This window comes from Pantoea sp. MHSD4, from assembly GCF_021043305.1.
GTDB classification, from domain to species: Bacteria; Pseudomonadota; Gammaproteobacteria; order Enterobacterales; family Enterobacteriaceae; genus Pantoea; species Pantoea eucalypti.
Genome location: NZ_JAJNDH010000003.1, coordinates 529,265 through 550,575 on the forward strand (window position 1 = coordinate 529,265; position 21,311 = coordinate 550,575).

The 21,311-nt window shown below is 54.2% G+C and carries 22 protein-coding genes; 14 read left to right on the forward strand and 8 right to left on the reverse strand.

Annotation, left to right across the window (positions count from 1 at the left end):
* Positions 1–40: 40 nt before the first annotated feature.
* The 12 genes from skp to LQK91_RS12940 all read left to right on the forward strand — a co-directional run bounded on the left by skp (position 41) and on the right by LQK91_RS12940 (position 13,677).
* Positions 41–538: a molecular chaperone Skp gene (gene skp, locus LQK91_RS12885; protein ID WP_003852644.1), complete on the forward strand. Its 498-nt coding sequence runs from the start codon at positions 41–43 to the stop codon at positions 536–538.
* A 3-nt stretch (positions 539–541) separates the two neighbouring features.
* Positions 542–1,567, forward strand: a complete 1,026-nt coding sequence (lpxD, locus tag LQK91_RS12890; RefSeq protein ID WP_008925640.1) for a UDP-3-O-(3-hydroxymyristoyl)glucosamine N-acyltransferase — start codon at positions 542–544, stop codon at positions 1,565–1,567.
* Between the two features lie 152 nt (positions 1,568–1,719).
* Positions 1,720–2,175 carry a 3-hydroxyacyl-ACP dehydratase FabZ gene (fabZ, locus tag LQK91_RS12895; RefSeq protein WP_003852639.1) on the forward strand — a complete coding sequence of 152 codons (456 nt, stop codon included), beginning with the start codon at positions 1,720–1,722 and terminating at the stop codon, positions 2,173–2,175.
* 3 nt (positions 2,176–2,178) lie between these two features.
* Entirely contained in the window at positions 2,179–2,967 is a 789-nt protein-coding gene (lpxA, locus tag LQK91_RS12900; protein ID WP_003852636.1) for an acyl-ACP--UDP-N-acetylglucosamine O-acyltransferase, read from the forward strand.
* Positions 2,968–2,970: 3 nt separating this feature from the next.
* Positions 2,971–4,119, forward strand: a complete 1,149-nt coding sequence (gene lpxB, locus LQK91_RS12905; protein WP_003852634.1) for a lipid-A-disaccharide synthase — start codon at positions 2,971–2,973, stop codon at positions 4,117–4,119.
* The gene (gene rnhB, locus LQK91_RS12910; RefSeq protein ID WP_008925641.1) at positions 4,112–4,738 is read left to right on the forward strand and encodes a ribonuclease HII; all 627 of its coding nucleotides are present in this window, start codon (positions 4,112–4,114) and stop codon (positions 4,736–4,738) included. Before lpxB ends, rnhB begins: the two co-directional genes overlap by 8 nt.
* Positions 4,739–4,769: 31 nt before the next feature.
* Complete coding sequence (gene dnaE, locus LQK91_RS12915; protein WP_003852631.1) at positions 4,770–8,252, forward strand: DNA polymerase III subunit alpha; 3,483 nt, start codon at positions 4,770–4,772, stop codon at positions 8,250–8,252.
* Between the two features lie 12 nt (positions 8,253–8,264).
* Positions 8,265–9,221, forward strand: a complete 957-nt coding sequence (gene accA / locus LQK91_RS12920) for an acetyl-CoA carboxylase carboxyl transferase subunit alpha (RefSeq protein ID WP_003852630.1) — start codon at positions 8,265–8,267, stop codon at positions 9,219–9,221.
* 171 nt (positions 9,222–9,392) lie between these two features.
* The gene (locus LQK91_RS12925) at positions 9,393–11,543 is read left to right on the forward strand and encodes a lysine decarboxylase LdcC (protein WP_008925642.1); all 2,151 of its coding nucleotides are present in this window, start codon (positions 9,393–9,395) and stop codon (positions 11,541–11,543) included.
* A 64-nt stretch (positions 11,544–11,607) separates the two neighbouring features.
* The gene (locus LQK91_RS12930) at positions 11,608–11,997 is read left to right on the forward strand and encodes a VOC family protein (protein ID WP_003852628.1); all 390 of its coding nucleotides are present in this window, start codon (positions 11,608–11,610) and stop codon (positions 11,995–11,997) included.
* 52 nt (positions 11,998–12,049) lie between these two features.
* On the forward strand, positions 12,050–13,369 hold the full coding sequence (tilS, locus tag LQK91_RS12935; RefSeq protein WP_105099579.1) for a tRNA lysidine(34) synthetase TilS: 1,320 nt from the start codon (positions 12,050–12,052) through the stop codon (positions 13,367–13,369).
* Positions 13,369–13,677: a c-type cytochrome gene (locus LQK91_RS12940; protein ID WP_105099580.1), complete on the forward strand. Its 309-nt coding sequence runs from the start codon at positions 13,369–13,371 to the stop codon at positions 13,675–13,677. The genes tilS and LQK91_RS12940 overlap by 1 nt, the downstream gene beginning before the upstream one ends.
* A gap of 40 nt (positions 13,678–13,717) precedes the next feature.
* Here LQK91_RS12940 and rof read toward each other — a convergent pair whose 3' ends face one another.
* Both rof and LQK91_RS12950 read right to left on the reverse strand, forming a co-directional pair.
* On the reverse strand, positions 13,718–13,978 hold the full coding sequence (gene rof / locus LQK91_RS12945) for a Rho-binding antiterminator (RefSeq protein ID WP_008925644.1): 261 nt from the start codon (positions 13,976–13,978) through the stop codon (positions 13,718–13,720).
* Positions 13,965–14,165 (reverse strand): YaeP family protein, encoded by a 201-nt coding sequence (locus tag LQK91_RS12950; protein ID WP_003852623.1) that lies wholly within the window; start codon positions 14,163–14,165, stop codon positions 13,965–13,967. The genes rof and LQK91_RS12950 overlap by 14 nt, the downstream gene beginning before the upstream one ends.
* A gap of 217 nt (positions 14,166–14,382) precedes the next feature.
* On the opposite strand from LQK91_RS12950, the gene arfB reads away from it, so the two are divergent.
* Positions 14,383–14,793: an alternative ribosome rescue aminoacyl-tRNA hydrolase ArfB gene (arfB, locus tag LQK91_RS12955; RefSeq protein WP_003852622.1), complete on the forward strand. Its 411-nt coding sequence runs from the start codon at positions 14,383–14,385 to the stop codon at positions 14,791–14,793.
* Positions 14,794–14,874: 81 nt separating this feature from the next.
* On the opposite strand, the gene proS is transcribed toward arfB, so the two are convergent.
* The 6 genes from proS to metN form a co-directional block, all read right to left on the reverse strand.
* Positions 14,875–16,593, reverse strand: a complete 1,719-nt coding sequence (proS, locus tag LQK91_RS12960; RefSeq protein WP_003852621.1) for a proline--tRNA ligase — start codon at positions 16,591–16,593, stop codon at positions 14,875–14,877.
* An 89-nt stretch (positions 16,594–16,682) separates the two neighbouring features.
* On the reverse strand, positions 16,683–17,387 hold the full coding sequence (gene tsaA / locus LQK91_RS12965) for a tRNA (N6-threonylcarbamoyladenosine(37)-N6)-methyltransferase TrmO (RefSeq protein ID WP_003852620.1): 705 nt from the start codon (positions 17,385–17,387) through the stop codon (positions 16,683–16,685).
* Entirely contained in the window at positions 17,384–17,782 is a 399-nt protein-coding gene (gene rcsF, locus LQK91_RS12970; RefSeq protein ID WP_003852619.1) for an Rcs stress response system protein RcsF, read from the reverse strand. The genes tsaA and rcsF overlap by 4 nt, the downstream gene beginning before the upstream one ends.
* A 128-nt stretch (positions 17,783–17,910) precedes the next feature.
* Entirely contained in the window at positions 17,911–18,726 is an 816-nt protein-coding gene (locus LQK91_RS12975; RefSeq protein ID WP_003852616.1) for a MetQ/NlpA family lipoprotein, read from the reverse strand.
* Positions 18,727–18,756: 30 nt separating this feature from the next.
* A complete protein-coding gene (locus LQK91_RS12980) occupies positions 18,757–19,410 on the reverse strand; it encodes a methionine ABC transporter permease MetI (RefSeq protein WP_003852613.1) in 654 nt (217 codons plus the stop codon).
* Positions 19,403–20,434 (reverse strand): methionine ABC transporter ATP-binding protein MetN, encoded by a 1,032-nt coding sequence (gene metN, locus LQK91_RS12985; RefSeq protein ID WP_003852611.1) that lies wholly within the window; start codon positions 20,432–20,434, stop codon positions 19,403–19,405. Before metN ends, LQK91_RS12980 begins: the two co-directional genes overlap by 8 nt.
* 189 nt (positions 20,435–20,623) lie before the next feature.
* On the opposite strand from metN, the gene gmhB reads away from it, so the two are divergent.
* A complete protein-coding gene (gmhB, locus tag LQK91_RS12990) occupies positions 20,624–21,184 on the forward strand; it encodes a D-glycero-beta-D-manno-heptose 1,7-bisphosphate 7-phosphatase (RefSeq protein WP_003852609.1) in 561 nt (186 codons plus the stop codon).
* Positions 21,185–21,311 lie beyond the last annotated feature (127 nt).

A 21,311-nucleotide genomic window follows, 5' to 3' on the forward strand; every position in this document is an offset into this window, starting at 1 on the left:
CTGTGTCGCTGACACAAACGTTGATGGTAAGGAGTTTATAGTGAAAAAGTTGTTGTGTGCCGCAGGTCTGGGTCTTGCTTTAGCGGTTTCCGCTGGTGTTCAGGCTGCTGACAAAATTGCAGTGGTAAACGTGTCCAGCATTTTCCAACAGTTACCGCAACGTGCGACTGTTGCTAAACAGCTGGAAAACGAGTTCAAAGGCCGTGCAACTGAGTTGCAGAGCCAGGAGCGCGATCTGCAAACTAAAATGCAGCGTCTGCAGCGTGACGGTTCTACCATGAAGGCAAGCGAACGCAGCCGCATGGAAAAAGATGTCATGTCTCAGCGTGAAGCGTTCTCTTCAAAAGCACAGGCTTTTGAGCAGGATAACCGTCGTCGTCAGATGGAAGAGCGTAACAAGCTGCTGAGCCGTATTCAGGATGCCGTTAAGAAAGTCGCTGACAGCGATGGTTACGACGTCGTGATCGACGCCAACGCGGTGGCTTATGCATCAAACGCAAAAGACATCACAGCTGACGTGCTGAAACAGGTTAAATAATTCATGTCATCTATTCGACTGGCTGATTTAGCCCAGCAGTTGGATGCAGAATTGCACGGAGATGGCGATATCGTCATCTCCGGCATTGCTTCTATGCAATCCGCCACAACTGGCCAAATCACTTTTCTTGCAAACAGCCGTTACCGCGAGCAACTCGCCCTGATTAAGGCCTCAGCCGTGGTGCTGACGGAAGCGGATCTGGAGTGGTGTAATACCGCAGCGCTGGTAGTGAAAAATCCCTACCTGACTTATGCGCGTATGGCACAAATACTCGATACCACGCCACAGCCGGCGCAAAATATCGCCCCCAGCGCGGTAATTGACCCCTCAGCCCGACTCGGCAACAATGTCGCCATTGGCGCCAATGCAGTGATCGAAGCGGATGTTGAGCTGGGTGACAACGTAGTTATTGGTGCGGGATGTTTTGTTGGCAAAAAAACCCGTATTGGCAGTGGCACCCGTCTCTGGGCCAACGTCTCTGTTTATCACGAGATCGAAATTGGCCAGGATTGTCTGATTCAGTCAGGTACCGTCATCGGTTCTGATGGTTTCGGCTATGCCAACGATCGCGGTAACTGGGTGAAAATCCCGCAGTTAGGCGCGGTAATTATCGGCGATCGCGTCGAAATAGGGGCCTGCACCACCATCGATCGCGGTGCGCTTGATAACACTCTGATCGGCAATGGTGTTATCATAGACAACCAGTGCCAGATCGCTCACAACGTAGTTATTGGCGACAATACTGCGGTTGCAGGCGGTGTGATCATGGCGGGTAGTCTGAAGATTGGACGTTACTGTATGATTGGCGGTGCCAGCGTCATTAACGGCCATATGGAAATCTGTGACAAAGTAACGGTGACCGGTATGGGTATGGTCATGCGTCCTATCACAGAGCCAGGCGTTTATTCGTCAGGCATTCCGCTGCAACCCAACAAAACCTGGCGTAAAACTGCAGCGCTGGTGATGAACATCGATGATATGAGCAAACGCTTAAAAGCCATCGAGCGCAAGGTCGGCAAAGACGACTAACCGCCATCCCAAAACTGACCGGCTTTCATAATAAAAATGTTAAGCAGGGAAGCCCGGCGCCACAGTACCTATTTGCGGCCTGCGGAAGATCATTTTGATCTGTGCAGGCCGTGTTATTGATGTCATCAGATTTTTAGGACAGGAAGAGTATTTTGACTACTGAAACTCATACTCTGAAAATTGAAGAGATTTTAGAGCTGCTGCCGCATCGCTATCCGTTTCTGCTGGTAGACCGTGTGCTGGAATTTGAAGAGCACAAATACCTGCGTGCAGTGAAGAACGTTTCTGTTAATGAACCGTTTTTCCAGGGGCACTTCCCTGGTAAACCGATTTTTCCTGGCGTTCTGATCCTGGAAGCGATGGCGCAGGCCACCGGTATTCTGGCGTTTAAAAGCGTAGGTAAACTGGAGCCAGGCGAACTCTATTACTTTGCCGGTATCGACAGTGCCCGCTTTAAGCGTCCTGTGGTACCAGGTGACCAAATGATCATGGAAGTCACTTTCGAGAAAACCCGCCGTGGTCTGACCCGCTTTAAAGGCGTGGCGACTGTTGACGGTAAAATCGTTTGTGAAGCGACCATGATGTGTGCCCGCAGCCGGGAGGCATAATTCGTGATTGATCCAACCGCCACTATCCATCCCAGTTCTGTCATCGAAGAGGGCGCTATCATTGGCGCCCGTGTTCACATTGGCCCGTTTTGCTTTATCGGCGCGAATGTTGAGATTGGTGAAGGAACAGTACTGAAGTCACATGTTGTGGTGAATGGCCACACGCGTATCGGTAAAGATAATCAGATCTACCAGTTTGCCTCAATTGGCGAAGTGAATCAGGATCTGAAATATGCCGGTGAGCCAACACGGGTTGAGATCGGTGATCGCAACCGTATTCGTGAAAGCGTGACGATTCATCGCGGCACCACGCAGGGTGGCCATGTCACCACAGTGGGCAGCGATAATCTGCTGATGGTCAATGTCCACATTGCGCATGACTGCGTGATTGGTAACCGCTGTATCTTCGCGAACAATGCCACCCTGGGTGGTCACGTGACGGTCGATGATTTCGCCATTATTGGCGGCATGACAGCGGTACATCAGTGGTGCATCATCGGTGCGCACGTGATGGTTGGTGGCTGTTCCGGCGTGGCGCAGGATGTTCCGCCTTACGTTATTGCGCAGGGTAACCATGCGACGCCGTTCGGTATCAATATTGAGGGTCTTAAGCGTCGTGGCTTCAGCAAAGAGTCGTTGCATGCGATTCGCAACGCTTACAAGCTGCTCTATCGCAGTGGCAGAACGCTGGAAGAAGTGAAGCCGGAGATCGAAGCCATTGCGCAACAGCACAGCGAAGTGCAGCCTTTCTACGACTTCTTTACCCGTTCAACCCGTGGATTAATTCGTTAATCCATGTCAGCGCGTCCTTTAACGATTGCCCTGGTCGCCGGAGAAACCTCCGGCGATATTCTTGGTGCAGGTCTGATTCGTGCCCTGAAAGTGCGCCATCCTGATGCACGCTTTGTCGGTGTGGCGGGCCCACTGATGCAGGCTGAAGGGTGTGAAGCCTGGTATGAGATGGAAGAGTTAGCGGTAATGGGCATTGTCGAGGTGCTGGGTCGCCTGCGACGCCTGCTGACAATCCGCCGCGATCTCACCCGACGTTTTAGCGAGCTCAGACCCGACGTTTTTGTCGGTATTGATGCGCCCGATTTTAATATCACGCTGGAAGGCAATCTCAAACGTACGGGCATCCGTACGATCCACTATGTCAGTCCTTCGGTGTGGGCATGGCGGCAAAAGCGCGTGTTTAAGATTGGCCGAAATACCGATCTGGTGCTGGCCTTCCTGCCGTTTGAAAAAGCCTTCTACGATCGTTATAACGTTCCCTGCCGCTTTATCGGTCACACCATGGCGGATGCCATGCCGCTGCAACCTGATAAGCAGGCTGCGCGCCGTCATCTCGGCATTGCGGACGATGCGCTCTGTCTGGCACTGCTGCCGGGCAGTCGTGGTGCGGAAGTGGAAATGCTCAGTGCTGACTTCCTGAAAACAGCCCAATTATTGCGTCGTCACTATCCGGCGCTGGAAATCGTGGTGCCGCTGGTTAACGCCCGTCGCCGTGAACAGTTTGAGAAGATTAAAGCTGACGTTGCGCCTGAACTGCCGATGCATCTGCTGGATGGACAGGGTCGTGAGGCGATGATTGCAAGCGATGCCGCACTTCTGGCATCCGGGACTGCCGCACTGGAGTGCATGCTGGCAAAATGCCCGATGGTCGTCGGTTATCGCATGAAACCGGCCACTTACTGGCTGGCGAAACGGCTGGTGAAAACCCCTTACGTCTCGCTGCCAAACCTGCTGGCAGGGCGTGAGCTGGTCAAAGAGTTACTGCAGGATGCGTGTCAGCCCGACGCCCTGGCTGCAGCGTTAGATCCGCTGTTGCATGCCGGGCCTGAGCGCGAAACTTTGCTGCAGACGTTTCATGAATTACATCAACAGATCCGCTGGAACGCCGATGAGCAGGCAGCGGATGCAGTACTGGAGCTGGTGAATGCCTGATTTTATCTATCCTGTCGCCAGACTGATTGCCGGTGTGGACGAAGTGGGGCGCGGTCCGCTGGTTGGCGCGGTGGTCACTGCTGCGGTGATCCTCGATCCGGCAAATCCGATTACCGGCCTGGCGGACTCGAAGAAACTGTCGGAAAAACGCCGCCTGGCGTTGTACGACGAAATCAAAGAGAAGGCGCTGGCATGGAGTCTGGGACGCGCAGAACCTGAAGAGATCGATCAGCTCAACATTCTGCACGCTACCATGCTGGCGATGCAGCGTGCGGTAGCTGGCCTGAGTATCCAGCCCGACTATGTGCTGATTGATGGTAACCGTTGCCCGGCATTGCCTATGCCTTCACAGGCCGTCGTCAAAGGGGATAGCCTGGTTGCCGAAATCAGTGCAGCATCGATCATCGCCAAAGTCTCGCGGGATCGTGAGATGGCCGAACTGGATCTGCTGTTCCCGCAGTATGGTTTTGCACAACACAAAGGCTATCCAACGGCGCTGCATATGGAAAAGCTGACACAATATGGCGCCACGCCGCACCACCGTCGTAGTTTTGCGCCCGTACGTAATGCGCTGCTCGATGCTGAAGTACTGGCTGCCCGCCAGACCCTTACGCTTTAATAGCCTGACGCTGTTTTAACCGGAAACTGATATGGCTGAACCCCGTTTTATACATCTGCGTGTCCACAGTGACTATTCGATGGTTGATGGCCTGGCAAAAACCGGGCCGCTAATCAAGAAAGCGGCTGCCCTTGGCATGCCGGCGATAGCGATTACCGACTTCACTAACCTCTGTGGCCTGGTGAAATTCTACGGTGGCGCGCACAGCGCAGGGATAAAGCCGGTCATTGGTGCCGATTTCAACGTGGCCAGTGAGCTGATGGGGGATGAGCTGACACAGCTTACCGTGCTGGCGTCCAGTAATACCGGATACCAGAACCTGACGCTGCTGATCTCCCGCGCCTATCAGCGCGGTTATGGCGTGGACGGACCCATTATCGATCGCGACTGGCTGATCGAATTGCAGGAAGGATTAATACTGTTGTCGGGTGGGCGACGCGGCGATGTAGGTCGTAGCCTGCTGCGCGGTAACAATGCGCTGGTGTCGCAGTGCCTGTCGTTTTACCAGCAACATTTTCCCGATCGCTACTACCTGGAGCTGATCCGTACTGGCCGACAGGACGAAGAGAGCTATCTGCATGCAGCCGTTGAACTTGCGATTGCAGAGGGAATACCGGTCGTTGCCACCAATGAAGTCTGCTTTATCAATGCAGAAGATTTCGATGCGCACGAAATTCGCGTTGCCATTCATGACGGCTATACGCTGGATGATCCCAAGCGTCCGCGCAACTACAGTCCTCAGCAATATATGCGCAGCGAAGAGGAGATGTGCGAGCTGTTCTCGGACATCCCGGAAGCGCTGGAGAACAGCGTAGAGATTGCTAAGCGTTGTAACGTGACGGTGCGACTGGGCGAATATTTCCTGCCACAGTTCCCGACCGGTGATATGACTACCGAAGATTATCTGGTGGTGAAATCCCGCGAGGGGCTGGAAGAGCGCCTGGCGTTCCTGTTCCCGGACGAAGCTGAGCGCGCAGAAAAACGTCCGGAATATGATGAGCGTCTGGAGATTGAGCTCACCGTTATTAACCAGATGGGATTCCCCGGCTACTTCCTGATCGTGATGGAGTTCATCCAGTGGTCCAAGGATAACGGCGTGCCGGTGGGCCCAGGTCGTGGCTCCGGTGCCGGTTCGCTGGTGGCCTATGCGCTGAAAATCACCGATATCGATCCGCTGGAATTTGACCTGCTGTTCGAACGTTTCCTGAACCCGGAACGCGTCTCGATGCCCGACTTCGACGTCGATTTCTGCATGGAGAAGCGCGATCAGGTCATCGAACACGTCGCTGATATGTACGGACGTGAAGCGGTTTCCCAGATTATCACCTTCGGTACCATGGCGGCGAAAGCGGTTATCCGCGATGTGGGCCGCGTGCTGGGTCATCCTTACGGCTTTGTTGATCGCATTTCAAAACTGATCCCGCCCGATCCCGGCATGACGCTGGAAAAAGCCTTTATTGCTGAACCGCAGCTTCCTGCGATGTATGACGCAGATGAAGAGGTGAAGGCGCTGATCGATATGGCGCGTAAGCTGGAAGGGGTCACGCGAAACGCCGGTAAACATGCGGGTGGCGTGGTCATTGCGCCAACGAAAATCACGGATTTCGCGCCGCTTTACTGCGATGAACACGGGCAGTTCCCGGTCACTCAGTTCGATAAAAATGATGTGGAATATGCCGGCCTGGTGAAGTTCGACTTCCTGGGTCTGCGTACGCTGACCATCATCGACTGGGCGCTGAAGATGATCAACCCGCGCCGGGAGAAGCAGGGGCTGGAGCCGATCGATATCGCCTCAATCCCGCTGGATGATAAGAAAAGCTTCGATATGCTGCAGCGCTCGGAAACCACAGCGGTATTCCAGCTTGAATCGCGCGGCATGAAAGATCTGATTAAGCGTCTGAAGCCCGACTGCTTCGAAGATATGATCGCACTGGTGGCGCTGTTCCGTCCTGGCCCACTGCAGTCCGGCATGGTAGATAACTTTATTGACCGTAAGCATGGCCGTGAAGCGATCTCTTATCCCGACATTCAGTGGCAGCACGAAAGCCTGAAGCCGGTGCTGGAACCGACTTACGGCATCATCCTCTATCAGGAACAGGTGATGCAGATCGCCCAGGTTCTCTCCGGTTACACCCTGGGCGGCGCAGATATGCTGCGACGCGCCATGGGTAAAAAGAAACCCGAGGAGATGGCCAAACAGCGCTCCATATTCCGCGATGGTGCCGAAAGCATGGGCATCGACGGCGAACTGTCGATGAAGATCTTCGATCTGGTAGAAAAATTTGCAGGTTATGGCTTTAACAAGTCACACTCTGCGGCTTACGCACTGGTCTCCTATCAGACCCTGTGGCTGAAAGCGCACTATCCGGCCGAGTTCATGGCGGCGGTGATGACCGCCGATATGGATAACACCGAGAAAGTGGTGGGCCTGGTTGATGAGTGCTGGCGGATGGGGCTGAAAGTCCTGCCGCCCGATATTAACTCGGGTCTCTATCCCTTCCATGTTAATGACGCGGGCGAGATCGTTTACGGTATCGGCGCGATCAAAGGCGTGGGTGAAGGCCCGATTGAAGCGATTATCGACGCCCGTAATGAAGGTGGCTATTTCCGCGAACTGTTTGATCTCTGTGCCCGTACTGACACTAAAAAGATCAACCGTCGGGTGATGGAAAAACTGATTATGTCCGGGGCTTTCGATCGCCTTGGACCGCACCGCGCCGCCCTGATGAGTTCACTCAGTGACGCGTTAAAAGCCGCCGATCAACACGCGAAAGCGGAGGCGATTGGCCAGGCAGATATGTTTGGCGTGCTGGCGGAGGAGCCGGAGCAGGTTGAGAAATCGTACGCCAGCGTCACGCCGTGGCCTGAGCAGGTGCAGCTGGATGGTGAGCGGGAAACGCTGGGGCTATATCTTACCGGCCACCCTATTAATCAGTATCTGAAAGAAATTGAGCGTTATGTTGGCGGGGTGCGTCTGAAAGATATGCATCCTACCGATCGGGGTAAAATTACTGTGGCGGCTGGTCTGGTGATCGCCGCGCGGGTAATGGTCACCAAGCGCGGCAACCGAATTGGTATCTGTACTCTGGACGATCGCTCCGGTCGTCTTGAGGTGATGTTATTTACCGATGCGTTAGATAAATACCAGCAGTTGCTGGAGAAAGACCGAATCCTGATCGTCAGCGGACAGGTCAGCTTTGATGACTTCAGTGGCGGGCTTAAAATGACCGCGCGTGAAGTCATGGACATCGACGAAGCTCGCGAAAAATACGCGCGCGGACTTGCTATCTCGCTGACGGACAGGCAAATTGATGACCAGCTATTAAACCGGCTCCGTCAGTCCCTGGAACCTCATCGTTCAGGGACTATTCCGGTGAATCTCTACTATCAGAGAGCCGACGCGCGAGCGAAGCTGCGCTTTGGTGCAGCGTGGCGAATTTCGCCCAGCGATCGTTTACTTAACGATCTGCGCTCGTTGATTGGATCGGAGCAGGTGGAACTGGAGTTTGACTAGAACAGGAACATTATGAGTCTTAATTACCTGGATTTTGAACAGCCAATTGCAGAACTGGAAGCGAAGATCGATTCGCTGACTTCAATTGGTCGTCAGGATGATAAACACGTTAATCTGGATGAAGAAGTTCAGCGTCTGCGTGAGAAAAGCGTTGAGCTGACCCGTAAAATCTTCGCTGATTTGGGCGCATGGCAGATTGCTCAACTGGCGCGTCATCCGTTACGTCCTTACACCTTTGACTATGTTCGCAACGCCTTCGACGATTTCGATGAGCTGGCGGGCGACCGTGCTTATGCGGATGACAAAGCGATTGTGGGCGGGATTGCGCGTCTTGATGGACGTCCGGTGATGATCATCGGGCACCAGAAAGGCCGTGAAACCAAAGAGAAGATTCGCCGTAACTTCGGCATGCCAGCACCGGAAGGCTATCGCAAAGCGCTGCGCCTGATGGAGATGGCTGAGCGTTTCAAAATGCCAATCATCACCTTCATCGACACACCGGGTGCGTATCCTGGCGTGGGCGCGGAAGAGCGTGGGCAGTCTGAAGCGATCGCCCGCAACCTGCGTGAAATGTCTGGCCTGAAAGTACCGGTTATCTGTACGGTTATCGGTGAGGGCGGTTCTGGCGGTGCGCTGGCGATTGGCGTGGGCGATAAAGTGAATATGCTTCAGTACAGCACCTATTCAGTGATCTCGCCGGAAGGCTGTGCCTCCATTCTGTGGAAAAGCGCTGACAAAGCGCCGCTGGCTGCTGAAGCGATGGGCATTACCGCTCACCGTCTGAAAGAGCTGAAGCTGATTGACTCAGTGATCCCTGAGCCGCTGGGTGGTGCACATCGCCGTCCGGTTGATATGGCGCAGTCTCTGAAGCAACAGCTGCTGGCTGATCTGGCCGATCTCGATGGATTAAGCACTGAAGAGCTGCTGGATCGTCGTTATCAGCGCCTGATGAGCTACGGCTACGCCTGATTCAGGCTCAGCCAATCAGGAAGCGGACTTCGGTCCGCTTTTTTTATGCCATGGGTTTAACGCGGTACGCTGCCTGATGCCTTTCAGCCTCATCTGATCGTCCCCTTGCTACACCTTCCCCTGGTTAGCGGTTATGCTTGTCCGGTTGCACAACAATCACGGAGATGGGCATTGAATATTCTGGCGATCATGGGCGCGCACGGCGTGTTTTATAAAGATGAACCGTTACGCGAACTCGACGCGGCGTTAAATCTGCAAGGCTTCCAGCTGCTTTACCCAAAAAACAGTGACGATCTGCTGAAACTGATCGAACACAATCCGCGTATCAGCGGCGTCATCTTCGACTGGGACGCGCACAACAGCCCGGAACTGTGCGGTGAGATTAATCAGCTCAACGAATACCTGCCACTGTATGCCTTTATCAACACCCACTCTCAGATGGACATCAGCATCAATGAGATGCGCATGCCACTGCACTTTTTTGAATATGCGCTGAATGCCGCCGACGATATTGCATTGCATATCCGGCAGTATACCGATGACTATCTCGACCACATTACGCCACCACTGACTAAAGCGCTGTTCACCTATGTGAAAGAGGGCAAGTACACCTTCTGCACGCCGGGCCATATGGCGGGTACCGCGTTTCAGAAGAGCCCGGTAGGCTGCCTGTTTTATGATTTCTTCGGGGCCAATACCCTGAAGTCAGATATCTCAATTTCCGTTACCGAGCTGGGTTCGCTGCTGGATCACACCGGTCCACATCTTGAAGCGGAAGAGTATATCGCACGCACTTTTGGTGCCGAACAGAGTTACATGGTGACCAACGGCACCTCAACGTCGAACAAAATTGTCGGCATGTATGCGGCACCGTCGGGCAGCACCGTGCTGATCGATCGCAACTGCCACAAGTCACTGACGCATCTGCTGATGATGAGCGATCTGATCCCCATCTGGCTGAAGCCGACCCGCAATGCACTGGGGATTCTTGGCGGGATTCCAAAGCATGAATTCACCCGCGAGAGCATTACGCAGAAAGTCGCGACGACCGATCGCGCCACGTGGCCGGTTCATGCGGTAATCACCAACTCCACTTACGATGGGCTGCTCTATAACACCCAGTACATTAAAGAGACGCTGGATGTGCCGTCGATTCACTTCGATTCAGCCTGGGTGCCTTACACCAATTTCCATCCGATTTATGCCGGGAAAAGTGGTATGAGTGGCGAGCGCACCCCGGGCAAAGTGGTGTATGAAACGCAATCGACCCATAAACTGCTGGCGGCGTTTTCGCAGGCATCCATGATTCACATTAAAGGCGACTACGACGAACAGACGTTTAACGAAGCCTATATGATGCACACCACCACGTCGCCCAATTACGCCATCGTCTCCTCTATTGAAACTGCTGCTGCAATGCTGCGTGGTAATCCCGGCAAGCGGCTGATCAATCGCTCGGTTGAGCGTGCGCTGCACTTTCGTCGTGAGGTTCAGCGCCTGCGTGAAGAGTCCGACAGCTGGTTTTTCGATATCTGGCAGCCGGAACAGGTCGACGAAGCGCAATGCTGGGCGATCCAGCCCGGCGACGAGGATTGGCACGGATTTACGCAGGCCGATCGCGATCATATGTACCTCGATCCGATCAAAGTCACTATCCTGACGCCAGGAATGAGCGAGCTGGGAGAGATGGCAGACGAGGGGATCCCGGCAGCGCTGGTGGCGAAGTTTCTTGATGAGCGCGGCATCGTGGTGGAGAAAACCGGCCCCTACAACCTGCTGTTCCTTTTCAGTATTGGCATCGACAAAACCAAAGCGATGAGCGTGCTGCGCGGTCTGACTGAGTTCAAACGCGCCTACGATCTCAATCTGCGGGTAAAGAACATGCTGCCGGATCTCTACGCTGAAGATCCCGACTTCTATCGCAATATGCGCATTCAGACGCTGGCGCAGGGGATTCATCAACTGATCCGTCATCATGACCTGCCGCGACTGATGCTGCAGGCATTTGATGTCCTGCCCGAAATGAAGATGACGCCGCATCAGGCGTTTCAGCAACAGGTGAAGGGCAACATCGAAACGGTGGATCTCAGCGAACTGGTCGGGCGGGTGTCGGCCAACATGATTCTGCCTTATCCACCAGGCGTGCCACTGGTGATGCCAGGAGAGATGATTACGGAGAAGAGCCGTGCCGTGCTCGATTTCCTGCTGATGCTGTGCAGTATCGGCCGGCATTATCCGGGCTTCGAGACCGATATTCACGGTGCCAGTCTGACGGAAGAGGGCGAGTATCGCGTCCGCGTGCTGAAAAACGATCCGGCATAAATCTTTAAACGACTAATAGCGGCAGGGTGTCTGGGGACAGCCTGCCCGAATCAGGATATTCAACATGTTGCAGTTAACCGCTATTCACCACATCGCCATCATCGCTTCCGACTATCAGCGCAGCAAAGCGTTCTATTGTGACGTGCTGGGCTTTCGTCTCATGGGCGAATATTACCGTGAAGCGCGCGACTCCTGGAAAGGCGACCTGGCCCTGGAGGATCGCTACACTATTGAGCTGTTCTCTTTTCCTGAGCCGCCGGCGCGCGTCAGTCATCCCGAAGCGTGTGGCCTGCGTCATCTGGCCTTTACCGTGCCGGATGTGGCCGCCGCTGTCGCAACGCTGGCCAGTAAAGGCGTAATCTGCGAGCCGATTCGCATCGATGAACTGACGGGTAAACAGTGTACGTTCTTTGCCGATCCGGATGGTTTGCCGCTGGAGCTTTATCAGGCGTAAAATAGCGCGCTCAGCGGGCGACATTCAGTGGCCCGACTTTCTGGATCCTGCCATGCCTTTGCCCGCTTTTGACGCCATGTTGCAACCTGATGCCGCGCTGGTGGTCGCCTTCAGTGGCGGACTCGATTCAACCGTGCTGCTGCATCAGCTTCGCGGCTGGCAGCAGCAGCATCCCGAATCCCATCTGCGGGCGTTACATGTTCATCATGGGCTTAGCCCGAATGCCGATTGCTGGGCAGCGCACTGCCTGTCGGTATGCGAGCAGTGGCAACTGCCATGTGAGGTACTGCACGTTACCGTGGATGGCAGGGAAAACGGCATTGAAGCCGCCGCCCGCACCGCCCGTTATCAGGCGCTCAGTGCGGCATTGTTGCCGGGTGAAGTGTTACTGACCGCGCAGCACCTCGACGATCAGTGTGAAACCTTTATGCTGGCGCTGAAGCGCGGCAGCGGTCCGGCCGGGCTGGCGGCGATGCCTGCTGTGCGTGCGCTGGGTTCGCATCAGCTGCTGCGTCCACTGCTGAATCAGTCGCGGCAGTCGCTTGAAACCTATGCCAGAACCCATCAGCTGGTGTGGATCGAAGATGAAAGTAATCAGGATCTTCGCTACGACCGTAACTTCCTTCGTCAGCGGCTGCTGCCGGCGCTTTACCAGCGCTGGCCCCATTTTGCTGAGGCGACAGCCCGAAGTGCGGCGTTGTGCAGTGAGCAGGAGCAGTTACTGGATGAACTGCTCACCGGACAACTCAATGAGCTCATCCAGCCAGATGGCAGCCTGCACTTTCCGCCCTTGATGGTCATGAGTGAGTTGCGTGCTAATGCGTTATTGCGCCGCTGGATCGCCGGGCAGGGCGGCAGGATGCCCTCCCGTGAAGCGCTGAAACGTATTCGCGATGAAGTCATGGCGAGCCGGGAGGATGCGCAGCCGAAGCTGCGATTCGGTCAGGCTGAACTCCGCCGCTACCGTCAGCAGCTCTACTGGCTGCCGTTGCGCAGTTCACTGCGTGCCACCGAGCTGGCATGGCCCGATCTCAGCCAGCCGCTGGTGTTACCACAGAATCTCGGCACGTTACACGCCAGCCAGGCGCAGAGCCTGTTGCGTTATCCTCAGCCGGATGAGCAGGTCAGCGTACGCTTTCATGCGCAGGGTCACGTTCATCTGGTGGGCCGTCAGGGTGGAAGGGAAATGAAAAAGTTGTGGCAGGAGTTGCAGATACCTCCGTGGCAGCGAGAACGGCTGCCGTTAATCTTTTATAACCAGACGCTGATCTGTGTTCCGAATCTGTTTGTCACCCACGCTGGCGCAGCTGTTGATCAACAGGGCTGGCAGATAGTCTGGGACAGGGCATGCAGCGCAGGGGAACAACAATAATGAAGCAATGGTTTATCGCCTTTTTAGTGGGCGCCGTATTACCGGCGTGGGCTGCGGGCGATGCGCAACGCGGCGCACAAAAAGCAGGGAGCTGCATGGCCTGCCATGGTGCAGCAGGTAAAGCGGCTGTGCCCCTCTATCCCAATCTGGCCGGGCAGCACGCACCTTATCTGGAACAGGCTTTGCACGCCTACAAAAAGGGCGAGCGCACTGGCGGCCAGGCTGAGGTGATGAAGGCATTTGTAGCGGGATTGAGTGACGGTGATATAGCTGATCTGGCGGCGTACTACAGTTCGTTGCAGCCCTGAGGGTTAACAGGGCGGGAAGGTCCCGCCCGTGATGCGTCTATTACTCAGCGCTGACAACCACCGTACCCAGTTCGGGATGGGTAAAGCTGGCAATATGGTCGAGACGTAATTCGCGATGTTCACCGGAAAGATCGATAGCCAGATATTCCACGTTCTTGCGTGAAAAAATCTCTTTGGCCTTTGCCTTGAGCTGTTCGCCATCTTTCATTTCCAGCGACAGCATCCAGGTATTCTGGCAGGCGAGTTCCAGATTATCGTAGTCATCACAATTGATAGGTTGGTACGCTTCATTTATCAACATAGTCGCTCACCAATAAGTTAGCAGCGGCGTAGGCCGCCTGTTCCCTGACAGAAGAGTTTAGCTCAGTATTTGCGGCAATATCATTAAGTGCCTTCAATGCGCAGCCAATCGCATCCGGAATGTAACCTAAGTCTCCGCTGCCGATTTCGGCATATTTCCGGCGAACTAACTCACAATAATTTTGCACATGGCCCCCCTCAGCAGAGCGTCGATACTCTGGTTAACTGGCGACTATATCATAGCCATTTAGAGGAAATCAGCCTGCGTAAAGCAGGAACAGTGCGCGAATCACTGCTAAAGTGACAGATTCCGCTGTCTGGGACGGAATGAATCAGAGCACAAAAGGTTAATTTGATGAACAGGTTATCGGAGGTCAACGTGATTAAGGTGTGGGGAGCAAGCTGATGATTATGCTATCCCGTTCGGTTGAGATTCCGGAGAGTGAGATCGAGCTGACGGCTATTCGCGCTCAGGGCGCTGGTGGACAACATGTCAACAAAGCCAGCACGGCCATTCATCTGCGCTTTGATATTGCTGCTTCTTCGCTGCCCGCGTTTTATAAAGAGCGGCTGCTCACTGCCAGTCATCATTTGATTACCGGAGATGGCGTGGTGGTGATTAAGGCGCAGGAGTATCGCAGTCAGGAGATGAATCGTGAAGCGGCACTGCAACGTCTGGTCAATCTGATCCAGGAGCTGAGTACCGTGGAAAAAGCCCGGCGCGCTACGCGGCCGACCCGCGCCTCGAAAGAGCGTCGTCTGGAAGGAAAAGCCCGTCGCAGTTCGACGAAATCGATGCGCGGCAAGGTGCAATAAAAAACGCCCCGCAGGCGGGGCGTTTGAGTACTAAGCTGTTAGAGGCCACACAAGCAAGTTATCTGACCTTTCCTTCACAATTTACTTGTTCAGCGCTTTCAGCAGGAACTCAACAATTTCATCCTGCTTAATCATCTGCTTCTCACCGGCACGACGTGATTTGTATTCAATCTCCTGGTTGTCGAGATTGCGATCGCCGATGACGATGGTGTGTGGCACACCGATCAGTTCCATATCGGCAAACATCACGCCCGGACGCTCTTTACGGTCATCCAGGATAACTTCAACGCCTTTGGCACGCAGCGTGGCATACAGCTCTTCCGCCAGCTCTTTAACACGGAACGATTTCTGCATATTCATCGGCAGAATCGCCACCTCGAACGGTGCCAGTGCGGCTGGCCAGATGATGCCACGATCGTCATGGTTTTGCTCAATGGCTGCCGCCACCACGCGAGTGATGCCGATGCCGTAGCAGCCCATGCTCATCACCTGATTACGGCCATCTTCACCCTGAACGGAAGCTTTCAGCGCGTCAGAATACTTAGTACCGAGCTGGAAGATGTGACCGACTTCAATACCACGTTTAATCTGCAGCGTGCCTTTGCCATCCGGGCTTAAATCGCCTTCGACCACATTACGGATATCCGCAACGCTGGCCAGCGGCAGATCGCGCTCCCAGTTAATGCCGAAGTAGTGTTTACCATCGACGTTGGCACCGGCGCTGAAATCGCTCATCTTCGCCACGGTACGGTCGGCAATGATCGGCATCTGCAGACCCACAGGCCCGATTGAACCCGGACCCGCACCCACTGCGGCGCGAATCTCTTCTTCCGTCGCGAACACCAGCGGCGATGCAACGATGGCTGACTTCTCTGCTTTGATCTCATTCAGCTGATGATCGCCGCGAACCAGCAGGGCAACCAGCGCGTGACCGCTCTCTTCTGCACCTTTAACAATCAGCGTTTTCACTGTCTTTTCAACAGGCACATTGAATTGCTCAACCAGCTCCGCGATGGTTTTTGCGTCTGGTGTTTCGACCAGCTGCATCTCCTGAGATGGTGCGGCACGTTCACCGGCCGGTGCGACGGCTTCGGCCAGCTCAATGTTAGCGGCGTAATCAGAATCGGTAGAGAAAATCACATCATCTTCACCGCTCTGCGCCAGCACCTGGAACTCATGTGATGCGCTGCCGCCGATAGAGCCGGTATCGGCCTGCACAGCACGGAAATCCAGTCCCATACGGCTGAAGATCTGACTATAGGCGCGGTACATCGCGTCATAGGTTTCCTGCAGCGACGCCTGCGACGTATGGAACGAGTAAGCATCTTTCATGATGAACTCACGTGAACGCATCACGCCAAAACGTGGACGCACTTCATCACGGAATTTGGTCTGAATCTGATACAGGTTGAGCGGCAACTGCTTATAAGAGCTCAGTTCGTTGCGGATCAGGTCAGTGACCACCTCTTCATGCGTCGGACCCAGCACGAACGGACGCTCGTGGCGATCGGCAATACGTAACAGTTCCGGGCCATACTCCTCCCAGCGACCGCTCTCCTGCCACAGGTCGGCGGGCTGCACAACCGGCATTAAAATCTCAACAGCGCCCGCGTTGTTCATCTCTTCACGCACGATGTTTTCGACTTTTTTCAGCACGCGAACCCCGGTCGGTAACCAGGTGTACAAGCCAGAAGCCAGTTTGCGGATCATACCGGCGCGCAGCATCAGCTGGTGGCTGATCACTTCAGCGTCGGAAGGCGTCTCTTTCTGAGTAGAGAGCAGATATTGAGTAGTACGCATTGATTACGGTTCCAGTTGATCGGAAAGTCACAGACAGAATTTTGCTGGCGGCTAGTGTACCAGTGAGATCACCGCCTCAAAAGCGGGTTTTAACGCGGGTCGATAGCGATCACTTCAGTACCGGCATCATCAATGCGCCAGCGGACATTAAAATCCATCAGCCAGGCCGCATATTCCCGCGCCTGCGTTTCGCCCTGACGATAAGCCGGACGGGGATCCTGTGCCAGCACTTCACGGATAAAGCGTGCCAGATTGGGGTAGCGCGACTGCTGCTGAAGCTGCTGCTGGGCCAGTGCGGAGAAGCGAACCGGCATATCAGCCGCAGGGGCCGCCTGAGCAAAACCTGCCTGGGCATGAGGCAGCGCTTCGGCAAAAGGCAGATAAGGTTTGATATCCACTACCGGAGTACCATCGACCAGGTCCAGACTGCCAAGCTGCAGAATCACCTGCTGCTTCTCAATTCTGACACCTTTCAGTTCAACCAGCGACATCCCAATGGGGTTGGGACGGAACGTGGAACGTGTCGCGAAAACACCCATGCGCGCATTGCCGCCCAGACGGGGAGGGCGAACCGTGGGACGCCAGCCACCTTCCATCGTCTGATGGAAAACAAACAGCAGCCAGAGATGGCTGAACGCTTCCAGTCCACGTACCGCTTCCGGCTGATTGTAAGGTGGCTGCAGATGAAGCTCGCCGCCGCCATCCTGCACCAGGCCTGGCTGACGCGGTACGGCAAACTTCTCCTTCCACGGCGAACGAATTACCCCAATTTGCGCAAAGGCGAATTCACTCATTGATTGCTGACTTTCAGCGCTGAACCCTGACACACCGCCTGGCGATAACAGCCTGGTGTACCGGTAACGATTTCACACTGATGCAGCAGCACTGCATTGGCTTTCATCTGTGATGCTTTGATCTGCAGACGTTTCCGTGCTGTAGCGATATTGGCCGGGGAGTTCTGATTGCTCATCTGGCAATCTTCAGCGGAGACTTCACCCAGATCGCGGAACGGCTTACTGACCAGATCGGCGGCATCGGTATAGAGCTTAACGGGTGCGGGTCGTGCCACAGGCTTATGGGTCGGTTCACTGGATTGCTGCGGCCGGGACGGTGCGCTGCTTATCGGGTGATACTCATGAACACACCCTGTCAGCATCAATGCTAACAAGCAGAGCGGTAAAAAACGCATGGCAACATCCTCAGGTTTCAAAAAGTGGCGTTATTGAAACAAGGACAAGAATAAATAACAAGTCGGGCAGGGCACCCAATAGCAGAAAGGGCGGCATAGCGCCGCCCTTAGGGAGATCACGGACTGAATTACCAGCCTTTAACCGCGCCGCCGTTAAAGACTTTATTAGCTTCTGCGTTAACTTCGTCAGACTGGTAAGCCTTAACGAATTTCTTCACGTTTTCCGCATCTTTATTATCTTCACGCGCGACAATCAGGTTCACATAAGGTGAATCTTTATCTTCGACGAAAATGCCATCTTTCGCGGGTGTCAGGCCAATCTGGCTCGCGTAAGTGGTGTTGATCACTGCCAGAGCAATCTGCTGATCGTCCAGTGAACGTGGCAGCTGTGGCGCTTCCAGCTCAACAATTTTCAGATGCTTAGGGTTCTCAGTGATATCCAGTGAGGTTGGCAGCAAGCCCACGCCATCTTTCAGTTTGATCAGACCGACTTTCTGCAGCAGCAGCAGTGTACGGCCCAGGTTGGTCGGATCGTTTGGAATAGCAACCTGCGCGCCATCCTGCAGCTCATCCAGTGATTTGATCTTCTTCGAATAGCCCGCGATTGGGTAGACGAAAGAATTACCCACTGAAACCAGCTTGTAGCCACGATCTTTGATCTGCTGATCAAGGTAAGGTTTGTGCTGGAAGGCGTTAACGTCGATATCGCCTTTGCTCAGCGCTTCATTCGGCAGAACGTAATCGTTGAAAGTGACCAGCTCAACGTCCAGACCATACTTATCTTTAGCCACTTTCTGCGCGGCTTCAGCAACCTGCTGCTCAGCACCGACAATCACGCCCACTTTGATGTGGTTAGGGTCTTTCTCTTTTTGATCGCAACCTGCCAGCGCAATCGCGCCAATCAGTGCACCCACAGCGGCAATTTTCTTGAATCTGAAAGACATATCCTTTCCTTCTTAATAATGTGATATTGCTTACTTATGGGACACAGCATGCACGATGCGGTCGCCACAGAATTGAATGAGATACACTAAAACCACTAACAACACTAATACCGTATTCATCACAGTGGCGTTATATCCGATATAACCATACTGATAACCGATCTGGCCCAGGCCACCGGCACCCACCGCGCCACCCATGGCGGAGTAACCGACCAGCGTAATCAGCGTGATGGTCGCCGCGTTCACCAGGCCCGGCATCGCTTCCGGCAGCAGAACTTTACGGATGATCTGCATTGGCGTGGCACCCATGGCACGTGACGCTTCAATCAGGCCGGTTGGCAGTTCCAGTAAGGCGTTTTCAACCATACGCGCAATAAACGGCGCAGCACCGACGGTCAACGGCACGATAGCCGCCTGCAGTCCGATTGAGGTGCCGACGATCACGCGGGTAAAGGGAATCATCCAGACCAGCAGGATAATGAAAGGAATCGAGCGGAAGATATTTACCAGCGCGGAAAGCACGCGATAAAGACCCTGATTCTGAAGAATCTGTCCTGGACGGGTCACATAGAGTAAAACGCCGACCGGCAGGCCCAGCACAAAACCGAAAAAACCTGAGACGAAGGTCATCATCAGCGTTTCCCACACGCCCCGTCCCAGCAACCACATCATCGCTTCAGACATAACCTAACACCTCTACTTTCACATGATTCTCCTTCAGCCAGGCAATCGCCTCGCGGGTATCGCTCTCTGTGCCGTGCATTTCTGCCAGCATAATGCCGAACTTCACGCCACCGGCGTAATCCATCTGCGCACTGATAATGTTGTTATTCACGTTGTAACGGCGGGCCGCTTCGGAAAGCAGCGGCGCATCAACCGATTTACCGGTGAATTCCAGTCGCAGCAGCGGCACGGTATTTTCAGATGCGGTGGCAGAAAGGCGCTGCTGATAGTCATCCGGGATATCCAGATGCAGCGTGGACTGAATAAACTGCTGCGCCAGTGGCGTTTTAGGATGAGAGAAGACTTCGCTGACACTATCTTTCTCAATCAGCTCACCGTGACTGATGACCGCAACCTGATCGCAGATGCGTTTCACCACATCCATCTCATGGGTAATCAGCAGAATCGTCAGCCCCAGGCGGCGGTTGATGTCTTTGAGCAATTCCAGAATTGAACGTGTGGTCGCGGGATCCAGTGCGCTGGTCGCTTCATCACACAGCAGGACCTTGGGATTACTGGCCAGGGCACGAGCAATCGCGACGCGCTGCTTCTGTCCGCCCGACAGATTGGCGGGCCAGGCATCATGCTTATCGGATAATCCCACCAGTTCCAGCAACTCAGTGACGCGAGCGTTGATCTGCGCACGCGAGAGATTACCCAGTTCCAGTGGCAGAGAGACATTGCCCGCAACCGTTCGTGAGTTCATCAGGTTAAAATGCTGGAAGATCATGCCGATCTGGCGGCGCGCCTGGGTTAACTGGCGTTCGTTGAGTGCGGTTAAATCCGCCCCATCGACCAGTACGCGGCCCGAGGTTGGGCGCTCCAGCAGGTTAACGCAACGAATCAGTGTACTTTTACCGGCACCGGAAGCGCCGATAACGCCATAAATCTGTCCGGCAGGCACATGCAGGCTCACATCCGTTAATGCCGGAATAGTCCGCGAGCCTTGCTGAAACACTTTGGTGATATTTTCAAGTTTAATCATTATGTTATTAATTATCGTATTGCGTTGTCCGTGGTGTGGGAAACCTCGTCGCTTTTGTTCATTATAAAAGCTGGATGGATGTTAAGGCATCCAGACGTCTAAATCAATGAAAGTGATTCAATCTGACATTCTCCCTTTTATAGCAATCATGCGATACTGATCGGCAATTTTTACAGCAGGAGTTTCTACGTGGCGAATAAAGTCCCCGCTATTTTTCTTGATCGTGATGGCACCCTTAATGTCGATAATGGCTATGTCCATGAGATTGATGACTTCCAGTTTATTGACGGCACCATTGAAGCGCTGCAACAACTGAAGGCAATGGGATATGCGCTGGTGGTTGTGACCAATCAGTCTGGTATCGCGCGCGGTATGTTTACCGAAGATACCTTTATGCGGCTGACTGAATGGATGGACTGGTCGCTGGCCGATCGCGACGTTGATCTTGATGGCATCTATTTCTGTCCTCACCATCCTGAAGCAACAGTTGAAGCGTTTCGTCAGGAATGTGACTGCCGTAAGCCGCAGCCAGGCATGCTGCTGACGGCACAGGAAGAGCTGCACATTGATATGGCTGCTTCTTATATGGTGGGTGACAAGCTGGAGGATATGCTGGCCGGGCAGGCTGCCGGTGTCGGCACCAAAGTGCTGGTGCGCAGTGGCAAACCGATTACCGCTGAAGGTGAAGCAGCAGCAGATTGGGTAATTAATAGCCTTGCAGAGCTGCCAGGACGCATTAAAAAGGGTTAAAACGGCGCTTTTGTGCAAATTTCAGGCGAACAGTGAAAAAGTTGTAATTTGCACTTGCGCTATCTCAGCCGTTCCCTATAATGCGCCTCCACTGACACGGCAAACCGGCAACGGAAAACGGGTCAGC

Excerpts from the sequence above, each read along its gene's own strand:
- lpxD (WP_008925640.1), top strand. The coding sequence starts at position 542 with ATGTCATCTATTCGACTGGCTGATTTAGCCCAGCAGTTGGATGCAGAA.
- lpxB (WP_003852634.1), top strand. The coding sequence starts at position 2,971 with ATGTCAGCGCGTCCTTTAACGATTGCCCTGGTCGCCGGAGAAACCTCC.
- rnhB (WP_008925641.1), top strand. The coding sequence starts at position 4,112 with ATGCCTGATTTTATCTATCCTGTCGCCAGACTGATTGCCGGTGTGGAC.
- dnaE (WP_003852631.1), top strand. The coding sequence starts at position 4,770 with ATGGCTGAACCCCGTTTTATACATCTGCGTGTCCACAGTGACTATTCG.
- accA (WP_003852630.1), top strand. The coding sequence starts at position 8,265 with ATGAGTCTTAATTACCTGGATTTTGAACAGCCAATTGCAGAACTGGAA.
- LQK91_RS12930 (WP_003852628.1), top strand. The coding sequence starts at position 11,608 with ATGTTGCAGTTAACCGCTATTCACCACATCGCCATCATCGCTTCCGAC.
- tilS (WP_105099579.1), top strand. The coding sequence starts at position 12,050 with ATGCCTTTGCCCGCTTTTGACGCCATGTTGCAACCTGATGCCGCGCTG.
- LQK91_RS12940 (WP_105099580.1), top strand. The coding sequence starts at position 13,369 with ATGAAGCAATGGTTTATCGCCTTTTTAGTGGGCGCCGTATTACCGGCG.
- rof (WP_008925644.1), bottom strand. The coding sequence starts at position 13,978 with ATGTTGATAAATGAAGCGTACCAACCTATCAATTGTGATGACTACGAT.
- arfB (WP_003852622.1), top strand. The coding sequence starts at position 14,383 with ATGATTATGCTATCCCGTTCGGTTGAGATTCCGGAGAGTGAGATCGAG.
- proS (WP_003852621.1), bottom strand. The coding sequence starts at position 16,593 with ATGCGTACTACTCAATATCTGCTCTCTACTCAGAAAGAGACGCCTTCC.
- tsaA (WP_003852620.1), bottom strand. The coding sequence starts at position 17,387 with ATGAGTGAATTCGCCTTTGCGCAAATTGGGGTAATTCGTTCGCCGTGG.
- rcsF (WP_003852619.1), bottom strand. The coding sequence starts at position 17,782 with ATGCGTTTTTTACCGCTCTGCTTGTTAGCATTGATGCTGACAGGGTGT.
- LQK91_RS12975 (WP_003852616.1), bottom strand. The coding sequence starts at position 18,726 with ATGTCTTTCAGATTCAAGAAAATTGCCGCTGTGGGTGCACTGATTGGC.
- LQK91_RS12980 (WP_003852613.1), bottom strand. The coding sequence starts at position 19,410 with ATGTCTGAAGCGATGATGTGGTTGCTGGGACGGGGCGTGTGGGAAACG.
- metN (WP_003852611.1), bottom strand. The coding sequence starts at position 20,434 with ATGATTAAACTTGAAAATATCACCAAAGTGTTTCAGCAAGGCTCGCGG.